General features: G+C 46.4%; 12 protein-coding genes. 7 read left to right on the forward strand and 5 right to left on the reverse strand.

Features of this window, described 5'->3' with window-relative positions:
* Nucleotides 1–189 precede the first annotated feature (189 nt).
* Entirely contained in the window at nucleotides 190–1,245 is a 1,056-nt protein-coding gene (locus AABK39_RS01560; RefSeq protein ID WP_338393185.1) for a DUF6588 family protein, read from the reverse strand.
* Nucleotides 1,246–1,442: 197 nt separating this feature from the next.
* Between AABK39_RS01560 and AABK39_RS01565 the strand changes: the two genes are divergently transcribed.
* From AABK39_RS01565 to AABK39_RS01580, 4 genes are all read left to right on the forward strand, one after another.
* Nucleotides 1,443–2,075, forward strand: coding sequence for a peroxiredoxin (locus AABK39_RS01565; protein WP_338393186.1), 633 nt, complete (start codon nucleotides 1,443–1,445; stop codon nucleotides 2,073–2,075).
* Nucleotides 2,076–2,254: 179 nt separating this feature from the next.
* On the forward strand, nucleotides 2,255–3,514 hold the full coding sequence (locus AABK39_RS01570; RefSeq protein WP_338393187.1) for a 3-deoxy-D-manno-octulosonic acid transferase: 1,260 nt from the start codon (nucleotides 2,255–2,257) through the stop codon (nucleotides 3,512–3,514).
* Entirely contained in the window at nucleotides 3,511–4,437 is a 927-nt protein-coding gene (gene rsgA / locus AABK39_RS01575; protein ID WP_338393188.1) for a ribosome small subunit-dependent GTPase A, read from the forward strand. Before AABK39_RS01570 ends, rsgA begins: the two co-directional genes overlap by 4 nt.
* 84 nt (nucleotides 4,438–4,521) lie before the next feature.
* Entirely contained in the window at nucleotides 4,522–4,863 is a 342-nt protein-coding gene (locus tag AABK39_RS01580; protein ID WP_338393189.1) for a hypothetical protein, read from the forward strand.
* Between the two features lie 4 nt (nucleotides 4,864–4,867).
* On the opposite strand, the gene AABK39_RS01585 is transcribed toward AABK39_RS01580, so the two are convergent.
* The 3 genes from AABK39_RS01585 to AABK39_RS01595 form a co-directional block, all read right to left on the reverse strand.
* Nucleotides 4,868–5,503, reverse strand: a complete 636-nt coding sequence (locus AABK39_RS01585) for a hypothetical protein (RefSeq protein WP_338393190.1) — start codon at nucleotides 5,501–5,503, stop codon at nucleotides 4,868–4,870.
* A 6-nt stretch (nucleotides 5,504–5,509) separates the two neighbouring features.
* A complete protein-coding gene (locus tag AABK39_RS01590) occupies nucleotides 5,510–6,367 on the reverse strand; it encodes a YitT family protein (protein WP_338393191.1) in 858 nt (285 codons plus the stop codon).
* A gap of 657 nt (nucleotides 6,368–7,024) precedes the next feature.
* Nucleotides 7,025–8,665 carry a sulfatase family protein gene (locus tag AABK39_RS01595; RefSeq protein WP_338393192.1) on the reverse strand — a complete coding sequence of 547 codons (1,641 nt, stop codon included), beginning with the start codon at nucleotides 8,663–8,665 and terminating at the stop codon, nucleotides 7,025–7,027.
* A gap of 545 nt (nucleotides 8,666–9,210) precedes the next feature.
* On the opposite strand from AABK39_RS01595, the gene AABK39_RS01600 reads away from it, so the two are divergent.
* Together AABK39_RS01600 and AABK39_RS01605 are read left to right on the forward strand one after the other, a co-directional pair.
* Nucleotides 9,211–11,595: a TonB-dependent receptor gene (locus tag AABK39_RS01600; protein ID WP_338393193.1), complete on the forward strand. Its 2,385-nt coding sequence runs from the start codon at nucleotides 9,211–9,213 to the stop codon at nucleotides 11,593–11,595.
* 329 nt (nucleotides 11,596–11,924) lie between these two features.
* Nucleotides 11,925–12,959, forward strand: coding sequence for an ISAs1 family transposase (locus AABK39_RS01605; RefSeq protein WP_338391371.1), 1,035 nt, complete (start codon nucleotides 11,925–11,927; stop codon nucleotides 12,957–12,959).
* 391 nt (nucleotides 12,960–13,350) lie between these two features.
* Here AABK39_RS01605 and AABK39_RS01610 read toward each other — a convergent pair whose 3' ends face one another.
* Nucleotides 13,351–13,860: a hypothetical protein gene (locus AABK39_RS01610; RefSeq protein WP_338393194.1), complete on the reverse strand. Its 510-nt coding sequence runs from the start codon at nucleotides 13,858–13,860 to the stop codon at nucleotides 13,351–13,353.
* A 375-nt stretch (nucleotides 13,861–14,235) separates the two neighbouring features.
* On the opposite strand from AABK39_RS01610, the gene AABK39_RS01615 reads away from it, so the two are divergent.
* Nucleotides 14,236–14,844, forward strand: a complete 609-nt coding sequence (locus AABK39_RS01615) for a hypothetical protein (protein WP_338393195.1) — start codon at nucleotides 14,236–14,238, stop codon at nucleotides 14,842–14,844.
* Nucleotides 14,845–15,031 lie beyond the last annotated feature (187 nt).

Raw genomic sequence — 15,031 nt, forward strand, 5'->3', positions numbered from 1 at the left:
ATCTGCTGTATTAACCAGTAGATCATAACACAATTTTATTCATACCTGCTTAAAGTTTGCGAGAAGACCTCTTAAATGGAGAGGTCTTCTTTCACTTTATAGCCTTTTTTTTTTGGCTTTCCCATAAAAAAACGGAAGCCTTTTTTATCGATTAGCTCCCGTTTTTTTCGGTCTTGTGTTTCGTTCAAATCATCGGGGCAATCCCACTCCAATTCCCACATTAAAATTGCTGTAACGGCTCAAAGTGTACCCAGCGTCGATGGACACGTAGCCAAAATCCAACGTAGCGCCTCCGGCGAAGCCGAAACTTCCGCCCCGGTAATCCGCTTTGGCGGGATTGCGGTAGGTGAGAATGAAATTCGGATTGATTTCGTGAGTGTATTCCCCGTAAAGTTCCGCATCGGCGAAGAAGAAGGAATAATCGGCCAGAAGGTAAAGCGTCAGGATATTCCAGGTTTTGGATCCGACAATCTGGAAAGTTACGTTACTGCTTTTGGTTCCGGCGTAGTGTCGCGGACCGTTTGCAGTAAGCGGGCTTTCCTCAAGCGCCCATTCGTTGCGGGTATAGGAAAACCCCAAAAAGGCCGAGACATCCAGTGGCGCCTTGCCTCTCAGCGGTTCTATTTCGGTGAAATTATGCAGGAAGCCCACGCCCCAAGTGTAGGTTCGCCATTCGTCTTCTCCTATCCAAGGAGAAAATCTCACCTTCACCTCCAGCGATTGTAACAATCCGACTTCGGCCTGAATCAGCCCAATCGGCATAATGCGTGAACCGAATGCCCGTTTTGGATCGAAGCCAGTTGGGACGTTTACCGTTCCGCGGTCCTCTACCGGATTTCCAGCGTTAGGGAACGTTGTGGAATAGGAATAAGTGGGCGTAGTGCCTTCCCATTGGCTTCGGCCGAAAATCGTTGGCGCTTCGTTATTGGGGAGATTATTGGCCGTCAGGGCTTCGTATTGGCTTTCCACAAAGTCAAAAGTCATCAGCTTCGATGGCATAAATGTGACGTTGCCGATCACTCTTATTTTCCATTCGAGCGGTTTTTTCGCCTTGGCGGAGTTTACCCAAGCGTTGCCTGGCGCGAAGCCGAAGAGCTTGGCGGCCGGCCTCATGTAATGTTCGAAATAAGTGTTGGTGTTTTCAACGCCGGTTACCAGCATCTGGTCCACGTTGACGTGTTGGCCGACGGCGGGCAGGGCCCACATCGCAAACGTCGCCAAAAAAACATGTTTGAGTTTTCGCATTCCCTTTCCCCCTCGTTTTCCGCGCTTTGGCGCACGGGTTTATAAGTCCCGACAATTCACCTATAAACAAAATCAATGGATCAAAATGTTCAAGTCAGGACTGTTTTTTCGGTTGAATTTGGATATTTGCGACAAGTGTTTCCTGTTTGCGGAATGCGCCAAACTCAGAATTTTAAACCCGAATAACAATATTTAGAATGTCACTCGTAGGAAAAAAAGCGCCTTTGTTTAAGGCTCCTGCCGTTATCAACGGCGAAGAAATCGTTCAGGACTTCTCATTGGAGCAGTTCATAGGCGAAAAGGAAGTTGTTTTCTTCTTTTACCCCAAAGACTTCACTTTCGTTTGCCCTACCGAAATTCTCGCTTTCCAGGAAAAACTCGCTGAGTTTGAGAAGCGCGGCGTTGCCGTTGTAGGTGCGTCTACAGACACAGAGGAGACTCATCTCGCTTGGTTGCTCACTGCCCGTGACAACGGAGGCATCGAAGGCGTAACTTACCCGTTGGTAGCCGACGTATCGAAGACCATCGCCAACAACTACGGCGTTTTGGCCGGTGACTGGAACTACAGCGAAGAAGGCGAGCTCGTTTTCGAAGGTGCGCCGATCGCTTACCGCGGTACTTTCCTGATCGACAAAGCCGGTATCGTTCGTCACGAAACCGTGAACGACTTCCCGCTTGGACGTAACATCGACGAGATGATCCGTTTGGTGGACGCTCTTCACCACGTTGAGAAGCACGGCGAAGTTTGCCCGGCTAACTGGGAAGAAGGAAAAGAGGCTATGGAAGCTACTCGCGAAGGCGTTTCTAGCTACCTTTCGTCGAACAAATAAGAGAGTCCCGGCTTTACGGCCGAAGATTTTAATGCAGAAAAACGCCTTTCCGGTAATTTGCGGGAAGGCGTTTTTTATTTTTAGCGGGTCCGGGTATGCCTGAATTGTCCGGGTATGCTTATTTTTGGGGAAATTTCTGGGTCGGAAAGTTTTTTGGCTCAGGTCGATAAGATCAGACCATGACGATTTCAAAAATTGTATATAACGTAGCCATGGGGGCAATGGCCGCGGGTGTCCGTGTGGGTGTTTTGTTTAGCCCGAAGACAAAACAGTTTGTCGAAGGGCGGAAAGGTTTGCTGGACAATCTGCGCAAGGAGTTTTCGGGCAATGAAAGTCCGCTCGCTTGGTTCCACTGCGCCTCTTTGGGGGAGTTTGAACAGGCCCGGCCCGTAATGGAGATGTTCAGAAAAGAATATCCCGACTATAAAATCGTGCTGACTTTCTTTTCCCCGTCGGGTTACGAGGTCAGGAAAAACTATGAGGGAGCGGACTATATCTGCTACCTGCCTTTGGATAGCGGAAGCAACGCCAAAGCGTTTCTCGACGCTATAAATCCGTCGATCGTGTTTTTTGTCAAATACGAATTCTGGTACCATTACTTCTCGGAAATCAAGCGCAGGAATATCCCGATGATATTGTTCTCCGCCATTTTCAGAAAAAGCCAACCGTTTTTCAAAGCTTACGGCTCCTTGCACAGAGAAATGCTGGATTGTATCACGAAAATTTTCGTGCAGGATTCGGACTCAATTGCTTTATTGAAGAAAATTGGAAAGACCGAAGCCCAAGAAGCCGGAGATACCCGGTTTGACAGGGTAAGCGCCGTTTGCGCTGAAGCGAAAAGGGTTCCTTTGGTGGAAAGCTTCAAAGGCGATAGCAGACTGATGGTAATCGGCAGTAGTTGGCTTTCGGATATGAAAGTGCTCTATCGGTTGATTAATCAGGAATACGAGAACCTGAAGTTTGTGATTGCGCCGCATAACCTGAAAGAGGCGGAAATGCAGACGATGGAAAAATCGATCCGTAGGCGAACAATACGCTTTTCCGAAGCCGATTCGAATAGCGTAAGGCGTTCCCAAGTCATGATTATCGATAACTTCGGGATGTTGTCTTCCATTTACCGTTACGCGGATTTCTCGTATATCGGCGGTTCCTTTAACAAAGGATTGCACAACACGCTGGAAGCGGCGACATTTGGCGCCCCGATTTTCTTTGGAAATGACGAAACGAACGCCAAGTTCAAAGAAGCGAAAGCTTTGGTGGCTTGCGGTGGCGCTTTCGAAATTGCGGATTCGGATGAATTGAAAAAGAAATTCGACGAGGTTTTCGAAGACGAGAAGGCCAGGGAAGAGGCGGCGACGGCTTCAGCGGATTATGTGGCCCAAAACACCGGAGCCAGCGAAATGATTATTGACTATACAAGAAAGCTTTTAGCCAGATGATGGAAGGATTGGTTTTGCGTTCGACGGGATCGTGGTATGAGGTGGAAACCGCCGCCGGCGATGTTTATAATTGCCGTTTGCGCGGTAAGTTCAAGATAAAAGGGCTGAAAGTGACCAATCCTATCGCCGTGGGCGACCGGGTGAAGTTTGAGCTTGAGGATTCGGAGGAGCAGACTGGCGTGATCCAGAATATTGTTCCGCGCGAGAATTACATTATCAGACAATCGAGCCGTAAGGTTCATTACGGACACATCATCGCGGCGAATCTTGATCAAGCCATTTTGGTCGTGACACTGGTGATGCCGAGAACGTCTTTCGGCTTTATCGACCGTTTTCTGGTTTCGGCCGAGTCTTACCACGTACCGGCGGTATTGGCTTTCAACAAAAGCGATCTGCTGGAAGAGGAGGACAAAGAGTACCAAAGCCAAGTAATGGCCATGTACGAGCGGATCGGTTACAAATGCGTGGAAATATCGGCGCTGGAAGGAACGGGCGTGGAGGACTTCGAAAAAATGCTGAAAGGAAAAGTCTCGCTTTTGGCCGGCCATTCGGGCGTGGGAAAATCGACGCTGACCAACCGCATCGATCCGGAAATTGGCCAGCGTACGGCCGAGATCTCGCAGTTCGCCAACAAAGGCGTGCATACGACCACTTTCGCCGAGATGTTTAAGCTGGAAGAGGGAACTTATCTGATCGATACGCCGGGAATTAAGGAATTGGCGCTGTTTGAGTTTAAAAGCGAAGACATTGCGCAATATTTCCCGGAGATGAGAGAATATGCGTCCGAATGCCGTTTTCATAACTGTACCCACGACCATGAGCCCGGTTGCGCCGTGCGGAAAGCCGTAAAAGCTGGCAAAATCTCGCTCACAAGATTCGACAGCTACATGAGCATGCTCAAAGGCGATGACAATAGAAGATAGTCTCTGGACGATCTATTTTTACGCTTTACGCTTTAAAATATTTGAACCAACTCTAGCCGGTTGGTTTTTTGTTTTTGCGAAAGCATGAAGAATAGAAAAGTGGAATTGGCCTTGCGTTCCGTCAGCGGTTTTGCCTTGGCGGTGATCGGCGTAAACGCTTCGATTCGTTTTTTTTCTGAAATGGAATCAGACCGTTTCGCTATCGTATTGGCTATTTTGGCGCTGGGTTCCGCTTCGTTATTATTTCTGAACAGAAAAAAGCGATTGGCCAGCGTAGCCGGTTTTTTGGCTTTGGGAGGGGAGTTGTTTTTCGGCGATGGAGTTTCGTTGCCGGTTTTGGTGTTTTTGCTTTTCGCCTTGGCCTATGTGTTCAGGGAAAAAACAAGCCGGAAACCCTCCGCGAACGGACGGAGAATTTCCGGCTAGCCGATTAATAAAGCCAAGAAGCGAAACGACGGAAAGTTCCCAGAACGTGTTCCGTGCCTGGATTTTTCCCGATTTCGAATCCTTTTGATAAATATTTGTTCAGCTTTTCGGGTAGGTTGTTTCTCTTGCCGAAAATTCTATTCGTAAGAGGGCCGAAAAGATAATTCAAAACCAGACCCGAGAAGAAAGAGATCGCCGTGTAAGTGGCGTTTAGTTCAAGACGCAAATCGCTGGTGAAATACGTGATCAGAATTCCGGGCAAAATGAACAAAGCGAACCGGAACCAAAGCACCGCGCCTTCTTCGTAAAAGTTCTTGGTCCGAACGCCCACTGCCCAAACGGCAAGCATTTCCACGAGCCGGGCCAAAAGCACAGCGAATGTCACGTTCCAGAAAATTCCCCGATAATCCGGCGACAATTGCGTCGCCCAGATCAAAAGGGCGATTTTTCCCACGGAAAGCACCGAATGCGTCCATTCCGCCTTTTTCCCTCTCGGCAATTGGCAAACTGCCTTTTCGAAGTGATCTTTCACGCCCCATTTCGACACCGAGGCGCTGGATTTCGTCTTAAAAAGTTTGACCGTGACCGGATGGCCGTCGGCTTTTCCGCCTCCGAAGGCGCAGTTTCCGTCTTTGCTCATGAAAAATCAGTTTTTGATTTGGTCAAATCCCTGCCCGTAAACGCCGACGACATTCGCCACCGACACAAAAGCGTCCGGATCTTCGTGTTTGGCGATGCTCAACACCCGCGAATACTCCGATTTGCGGACAATCACCATTATAATTTTCTTTTTCTCCTGAGAATACCAGCCCGTTCCGTCCAGAATAGTCAACCCGCGGTCCACTTCTTTTTCTATACGTTTGGCTATCGGTTCGAAATTATTCGAAAATATAAATAATTGTACCGAAGCGTTCCGGCCCGTGAGTACGGAATCTACCACATAAGTCATCGAAACCATCACAACCGAAGCGTAAACGATGGCCGTAGGCGAACGGAAAACAAAAAACGACGCCCCGATAATCACCATATCCATATAAAGCAAAAGCTTGCCGGGCGAAGCGTTGCGGTATTTCATGATAATGGTGGCCAAAATGTCCGTACCGCCCAAACTTCCGCCCTGCGCAAGCACCATCGCCGCGCCGATACCGGAAATTACGCCGCCGATGATGGCCGCCATAAAACGTTCGTCTACTACGGGCTCGGTAATAAATTGCTGGACAAGCCAGAACATTATTGAGCCGAGCAAAACCCCGTACACGATTTTTAAACCGTAGGCTTTGCCCACATGGCGAATACCGACGGCGAGTAAAGCCACGTTTGCCAGCAAATAAGTGTAACTGACCGGAATACCGGTTACTTGGTACACCAAAATACTGATGCCGCTAACGCCACCGCCTGAAATATTGGACGGGATAACAAACGCTCCCCAGCCCAAGACAAACAGCATAATCCCCACGGTAATAATCGAATATTCCCGGACAATTCTTAACGTTTCCTTATTCATAACTGTCTTCTCACGAAGTGTATAATTCGTATTATGGCGCGAAAGTATGAAGCTTGTTCCAATTTTCTTACTCCAACGAGTCGTAAGCTCCGAGTTTTTCGTTTCGCCACCAATTTTGTGTAAGATGTATGTATGCTTAAGTCTTTTTCTGATAAAAAAATCACTTGTTTTATAAAAGGTTTAAATGGAAATAAGTATACTTGTGATGTTAGTTGATCGAAATACTATTTAACGACGCTAATTTGAAATTTAATTAAAAAAAGATGGGGTTTGGATTTTGTTTTTCATTTTCCCTCTTGTTTTGAATTTTATCGGGATTTTGGCTGGAAATCGCACGCAGATTTACAGCCGGTTTTCGGAGGATAAAAAATTACTATTGGTTTATACTTAGAAAGATAATATCTCAACTCTCTAATTTTTTGTCGATGGCGGGTGCTTTTACCCGCTATTTTTTTGCCCGAAAAAAAACATTCAGAGAAATCCCGGATTTTCGGGGCTTTGTGCCAGAATTGAAAAGTAAAGCGTAAAAATAAGGAGCAATGAAAAAGCGCTGTAATAATATTGTGAAGGCGAATAAATGAAAAAAGTTCCGCGCGTTTCTGGGTGAAATTCCCTTTGACGCACGGAACTTGAAAAAATATCTGTTGCGGGCTATTGTCAGATCACGATATTTTTATCGGATTCGCTCCAGCCCATTTCTTTTAGCTTTTTGGTGTTATTCTTACGTGTGCGTTCCACTTTGTCCTTAGTTTTTTCTCGCTCTTCTTCAGTCATCTTATCCCAGCGCTGTTTTCCCACGAAACCGTTCCATTGTGTCGAGCCGTAATACGGATTTTGTGCGAATTTTTCGCCGTGGCCTTTCATTCTCGGATCGCCGGTTTTCGACAAGTATTCTTTTAACTCCGTGAACATCGAGTTTTTTGTTTCGGTAAAGGCCGGATTATCGGCGAGATTTTCGTTTTGGTACGGATCTTTTTTCACGTTAAAAAACTCCACCTCCGGACGCTTTCCGAAATTCATACGGTAAAACTTCCCTATTTCCGGATCATATTTCCCAGCTAGCAGAAAATCCTTCGTAGGACCGCTGTCAACATCGCCGTAAGGAAGGAAATTACGGTTGTTTTCCGGTGAAATGTCTCCGGACGGATACATGTCAGGCGTCAAGTTCCAAATCAGAAGATAATCGTCACGGCGGATTGCCCGGCTTGCGTAAGCTACGCCGTCAGCGTACGAATATGCGTGGCGCTCACGGTACGGGTAAGCCCGGTTACGAAGCGTTTTCAAGTTTTTTTCCGACTCCAAAGCCGGCAAAAGGCTCTGTCCGGTCATTCTTTCCGGAATTTTCTGGCCCGTGGCTTCCAGTATTGTCGGAGCGATGTCGATTAGGCTGACGATCTCGGAGATCCGCCGGCCTTTCTCGATTTTTCCTTTCCAATAAATCGCCAGCGGAACGTGCGCTCCGAATTCGTACAGATTCGCTTTGGCGCGCGGAAACGGCATTCCGTTATCCGACGTCACGATAATGAGCGTATTTTCGAGCTCGTTTTTTTCTTCCAGAAATTCGACAATATTTTTCAGGTGAGAATCATAGTGCTCGATTTCGAAGAAATAATCCGCCACGTCGCTGGAAATGGTCGAATCTTTCGGCCAAAAACCGGGAAGCGGGACTTGGGCCAGATTTTTTCCGCCGAGACTAACGCCGGTGCCAGTAACGTAAGGCCGGTGAGGCTCTTTGGCGCCAAACCAGAAGCAAAACGGTTGGTCAGGTTTTTTCTCGCCGTAAAATTGCTTGAAGTTTTCGGTGTAATCGATATTGGACAGCGCCCATGTACCTTTTATTATCTGTTTCTTTTTTGAGCTGTAGTTTTTTCCCGCCGGATTTTGCTTGCGTTTTCCGCCCATAATTCCCGGGCCCCAGCCTTTGCCGGTCATTCCCACGGCGTAACCTTTTTCCGCCAAAATATCGGTGTAAGCCAGCTGTTCGTCTCCGAAGCGTCCCCAAAGTGTGGACGTTTCGCCGAGTTCCCAGCCGTTACGGCCGGTAAGCGCGGCCGCGCACGAAGGCGTGCAGGACGGCGCCGAAGCGTAAGCGTTTTCGAAATAGGCCCCGTTTCTTGCCAGAAAATCGAAACCCGGAGTTTTAAGCTCAGGAATATTCTCCATGCCGGTGTGTTTCCAGCTTTGGTCGTCGGAAATCACAAAAAGTATATTGGTTTTTTTCCGGGGCTTTTCCGGCGCGCAGGATTGCGAAAGGGCAGCCATTCCGGCGACACCCAAAGTGAGCAAAGTTTTTTTCATATGCGTGGATCGAAAATATGAATGGGTCTGAAAGCCGGGCGAGAATCGGTCCTTAGACGAAAGGCGCAATATAATTTCTGGCGCGTGAGATACCGTGTACTATCAGATACCGAAATCAACTGAAAACAAAAAGGAGTAAATAAAATCATTTGTGATACACTCCGAATAAAGGAGCGGATAAGAAAACAATTATCGCTTTAAATGGAGCCTTTTTCTTATGCTGTTTTTTGATCTGTTAAGAGTTTATAAAAGTTATAATATGATTGTGTGTTCTTTGATCGTCTCTTGGTTATACCGCTCAAGGTAATGTTTTGCCAAAAAAATAAAATTATCATTAAGCTCTTGCGACTATATTGGTTTCTATCTGCTTATGCTCTACTTTCATTGCTGGCTCACTTTTTTATTGTCATTTTCGATGACTTTTATTCTAATAAAAGTTAGAAGAAGGAGCCGTTTTTTTTAACAAAAATTATTTGTGATATCGTCTAATGACCATTATGTGCATTAAAAAATTCAGTTTAAACTTTTCATTTGTTCTTTTCGTCATGTTTTCGGCGCTGATTTTTTCTGTCGTCCCTTTTTCAAAAGCTTTTGCGCAAAACGGAAAGATAACAGGTCGTATTTTCAACAAAATTAACAACCAAGCTGTACCTTTTGCCAATGTGGCGGTGATAGAAACAGGCAAAGGCGCCGTAACCGACGCCGACGGCAAGTTCGAAATAGCAGGACTTTCGCCGGGGCTTTACAATTTGCGCGCTTCGGCAGTCGGATTTTCGCCTAAGACCGTTTACGAGATCCGGGTTTTTAACTCAAAACCCGCCGTGGCCGATTTTGCGCTGGAAGAAAGCTCCACAAAACTCGAAGAAGTTTCGGTGACGGCTTCTTCTTTCGAAAAAACGGAGGAAAGTCCGGTCAGTTTGCGTTCTATCGGCGTGGATCAGGCGCGTAGAACGCCCGGCGCAAACCGTGATATTTCAAAAGCTTTGCGTTCTTTGCCCGGAGTGACGGGGACGGTTTCTTTTCGCAATGATATTATCGTGCGTGGCGGGGCGCCCGGCGAGAACAAATATTATGTGGACGGAATAGAAGTGCCCGTAATCAATCACTTTCAGACGCAGGGCGGATCCGGCGGGCCTGTTGGGTTGATCAACGTTGATTTCATCAAAAAAGTGAACTTTTATTCGGGCGCTTTTCCGGCGAGCCGGGGAAACGCCACAAGTTCCGTGATAGAATTTGAGCAGAAAGACGGCCGTGACGACGGTTTTGGGCTCAACGCCGTAATCGGCGCATCTGATATGGGACTAACGCTTGAGGGACCTTTGTCCGAAAAAACTACGGCCATATTTTCCGTGCGCCGTTCTTATCTCCAATTTCTGTTCAAAGCTTTGGATCTCTCTTTTTTGCCGACGTATAATGATGCCCAGTTTAAAATCAAGACACAGTTTAACGAAAAACATCAGCTGAGTTTTATCGGCTTGGGCGCTTTTGATGATCTTGAGTTGAATACCGACGCCAACGACACGAAAGAGCAGCGCTACACGCTCAGAAATATTCCGGTAAACGGCCAGTGGAACTACGCCGTGGGCGCAAAATACGTGTATTTCCGTGACAACGGATACGTGACGGCGATTCTGAGCAGAAATGCGCTTGACAATTGGGCGGAGAAATACGATAACAATGACGATTCCAAGCCGGAAAACCTGAGACTGGATTATAATTCGCGCGAAACGGAGACGCACCTTAGGCTCGAAACTTTTCGTGATTACGGAAAATACAGCCTCGGTTACGGCGCCAATTATACTTACGCCGAATATCTGTCGGAAACTTTTAACCGCTTTCCGTCGCAAAACGGAACGGTGACCAAAGATTTCCGCTCCACTTTCGGGCTCAACCGTTGGGGCGCTTACGTACAGGCCAACAAAACGGCGGCGAACGAAAAACTCACCCTTTCTTTGGGTGCGCGCGTAGACGCGAACGATTATTCTTCGGACATGTCAAACCCGCTCGAACAGTTCTCGCCGCGTTTTTCGGCTTCTTATGAGCTGGATTCGCAGTGGGTTGTGAATATGAACACCGGAATTTTCTACCAACTTCCGGCCTACACGGTTTTGGGCTACCGGGAAAACTCCAACGCGCCACTGAAAAATAAAGAGAACGGTTTGAAGTACATCCGTTCCACGCATTTTGTGGCGGGCGTAGAACATCGCGTCTCGGACGTGACACGAATTACGGCCGAAGGTTTTCTGAAGCTTTACTCGCAGTATCCGTTTTTGATACGCGACCAGATAAGTCTCGCCAATTTGGGCGGAGATTTTGGCGTGGTCGGTAACGATGAGGTTACTTCCGACGGAAAAGGACGCGCTTACGGCCTGGAAATTTTGGTGGAACAAAAACTTCTGAAAGGATTTTACGGTATGTTGGCCTATACGCTGGCGTGGAGCGAATTCGCGGACAAAAACGGCGATTATGTTCCGTCTTCTTGGGACAGCCGGCACAGCGTGAGCCTTACGGCGGGCAAAAAATTCAAAAAAGGTTGGGAAGCCGGCCTGCGTTGGCTCTTTAGTTCCGGTGCGCCGTTTACGCCGTACGATTTGCCGGCTTCGGTGGCCGTGCGCGACGGTGGCGTAGTGCCGACGGCGGGCGTTTTGGACTACGGAAAACTGAACACCGAACGCGCCGACGTGTACCAAACGCTGGATTTGCGCGTGGATAAAAAGTTCTTCTACAAAACCTGGACGCTGGGCCTTTACCTGGATATTCAGAACCTGACGGGAAGTAAATTTTTGGGCAAAGAAAACATAGACATTCAGCGTGACGACGCCGGAGTGGCCGTAATAAACCCCGCCAACCCGAGCGAGTACGCGTATGAGCTGTTGAAAAACGAATCAGGTACAACCATCCCGACTATTGGGGTGATTATAGAGCTATAAAAAATAAAACGACCGGGAATAAATAGAAAAAACCGGATTGAACAAAAAAAGCGACGTTTCAGCGTCGCTTTTTTTCGTTAAGAAAATTTTGTCACGGAAATCCCTCGCCTTATCACTCCTTCAGGGCCTGTTCATAAAGCGTCTGAGAAAATAGGAGCTTACCACCATGAATTGCAATTTTGAATTACCACAAACAAACTTGCGGTTGATGGATAAGCTCCCAAAAAAACGAAATTAATCAATACTACCTCCAGTTACAACTAAGCCTTGTAGACCACAGGAACGCCAAGGGGAAGAAGCACGAACTGGCTTTTGTCGTACTGTGCTTTATGCTTGCCGTATTCAGGAGCGGAGGAAAACTCAATTTCTCACAGATTCACCGCTCAATGAAAAGGGATCACGATTATTGGCGGGATTTCACAGGTGGTAAAAGTAAGTGTTGTGTGAGCCGTGTTCAACTCCGAAGAATCCTGAAGGATACAGATATACAGGGACTTAAGGCGGTTGCTGAAACCACTTTTAACGCAAACGAAACTATAGATCCGCAAGCTCTTCAATGGTTTTCGATTGACGGTAAAGAACTCCGGGGGAGTATCGACAAATCCTCAGGGGACAAACGCGGGGAAAGCGTGGTTCTGGTTACCGCGCAAGAAGATAAAACCAGCAAGGTTGTAGGCTACTATTCGGGTACCAAAGACTCCGAGCGGGGTATTGTCGACGAATATTTTGAAACTCAATCCGGTCTTTCGGGAACGGCTTATACGATGGATGCCCTTCACAATAATTCCGGGTTACTGGAGGGAATCCATGGAAAACGGGGCGTCTACCTTTCACAAATAAAAGGGAACCAGAAAATACTCCGTGAAGACCTTCGAGACATGGAGCGGAGATCAGAATGTTTGGATTATAAAAAGACCGTCGAAAAGGGCCATGGCAGGATCGAAACAAGAATATACCGGACCTACCCGGTGGAAACGGGATGCTTGGAGCGTCGCTGGTCGAATACGGGGATGAGCTGCTTCATACGGGTAGACCGTACCCGTAAAGTCGTTAAAACAGGAAAAACATCAAGCGAGACATCATACTACGTCAGCAATATAAATACCGGTCTTATTGATCAATACAACTTGCCTAACGCCGTAAGGGGACACTGGTCCGTAGAGGCAAACAATAATATGAGGGATACGAACTTCGGAGAGGACGGGTTAAGGAGCCTTGTCTCTGGTATACAGCAAAGTGTTTCATGTATTTTGACTGCTGTAATGAATATTTTGATCCAAAGGAACGCTGGTGAAAATATGAATGAAATGCGAGAGGAGATCGTAGCAGATATAAATTCTATTCACCAATATTTTAATAGATAGACCTTTATGAACAAGCCCTGATCACTCCTTACACTATGCACTTGAACAAAATTATCCTTGTTTTATTATTGACGCCAATACGTTCCAAAAAACTAATCTCAGGCCTTTATTTTTCTTCCATAACCGCAATGCTTTTGGGTGGAAGAAAAATTTGTAGCCGTATTTGAGAGATTTTTTGGTTACTTTTTGATCTCTCAACTAGCGAAGCGTTCTCATGAACTCCTTTGAAAGAAAACAAGAGTGAATAAAAAGTAACACCGGGGCTTACTCAGTGCAAAATATCAGTGGTTTCGGGATAATGCATTTTTAATGCTGATAAATAAGTCAGGGTGCATAATGCGCATGAATTATCGGCGGGAAAATATGGGCGCTTTTTCAGTGAGGTTTCCGGTTATTTCGTAATCGTGAACTCTTGGCTTAGCCTTATGCCTTCGTCCACATATTTTCCGTTGAACCAAAGCGAATCGATCATAATATATGATTCTATTTTGGGTTTGTATTTTAAATCGACTGTATCTCTGTCCGTTGGGCTCCATTCGATTAAATACCTTGATTTTTTCTCAAGAGAATTCACGGGCCGAAAATAGAAGCTGTAACGACTGTTATCGCTTTTGGGGCTTAGGCGGGAGAACCACCCTCTTTGGCCGTCGGTTTTTTCGGTATCATAAAGCTCTCCGTTTTTGATATAATAAAGCCCTACCCAAGATTCCCGGATTTGTTGTGGATGAGTATAATGGACCATATTTCCGCCGTCTTTATCAAGAATGGTGATTTCTAGTCTAACGTCATCACCCTCAGGCATGGGGGCGCAACAAGTTTTTTCAACGCAAGAGGCGATTGACAAAAAGATCAGGGCGTAGGCGACGAGTTGAATTTTGCGTAGTGTAAAAGTGTTTTTCATTAAATGATGGTTTTAACTCAAAAAAAGAATAGCTAAGCCGTTTTGCTTTAGCGAAACCGTGAAGGTTATAAGCGGAAGAAAAATTAGGCTCCGCTTTTCTGCTTTTTTTAAAGACAGTCGAAGTTTTTCGACGGTTCGAATTCGGATTAAGAAAATCATTATGAGTTAGTTGGTTTCCGTTATCTGATGTTTTTTAGTTTCAGATAAAAAATTTAAAAATTTTTCATCTGAAAAGTAACTTCTGTATTTATCTCCGTTATATGGTCGTGAAAGAGACTGAGTGAAGACCATAACATGACATATTCGAAATTGTCCGTTTGGGGGTGTAGCTTTTTGGTTGCATTTCTTGCGGTTACTTTTAAACCTGTTTTTTCTGTGGCGCAAACTGATGGGCCCGTTTCTATTTTGAGTTTTGTAACGCCACTGGATACAGCCCTAGCGGAAGGATCCGCGTATACTTACCGCATTAATTGTCTTTGGAACAAAGACAGCGTGGATTTGCTATGGGTAAATCCGGAGGAGTATGACCGGGTACAGGCCAAGCGCATTAAAAACGCGACTGACACGGCCGGACTGGAAGGAAAACGCCAATTTCTGTTTACCACGTCCCAAAACTGTTTCAGTTATGCTCTGCAAAAGTACTTTGAGCATCACCGTATCGATTGTTCGCCCTTGATCGATTCGTTGACAAAAATAAATAGCGACGCTATGAGCCAAATTTTGGCGAGCAGTTTTAAAAAGCGTCTCAGTTTTCATACAAAACCGGCCCGCAACCTGAAAACGCCTTTGCCCGACGGCAGTCTTGTGCTGTTTCGCTATAAAAACGGCCGTCTGCAACACGCCATGTTTTACAGCGACGGCGTAATCCATTCGAAAAACGGGATGTGGCCCGCCACCGAATACCGAAAGCTAAAAGAACCTTTCAAAAAATATTGGGACGCCGGAACGGTGGAAGTTTATTTCCACAGGGAAATCGGAGTCTGAAAAAGCCGAGAAAAAACGCTGTCGATTTTTTTCGGCGAAAAGATGTTACGTGTGCAAGCGCAACACTATCCACAGGACGGATATTGTGCGTGAATACAAACCCCGGAGGGATACCGGGGTTTTGTTTTATCCGGAAAATAGAGCGTGAAGGAAATGTGCGTGACGAAAATTCGGGGTAAAACCGGGC

This window comes from Fulvitalea axinellae, assembly GCF_036492835.1.
GTDB classification, from domain to species: domain Bacteria; phylum Bacteroidota; class Bacteroidia; order Cytophagales; family Cyclobacteriaceae; genus Fulvitalea; species Fulvitalea axinellae.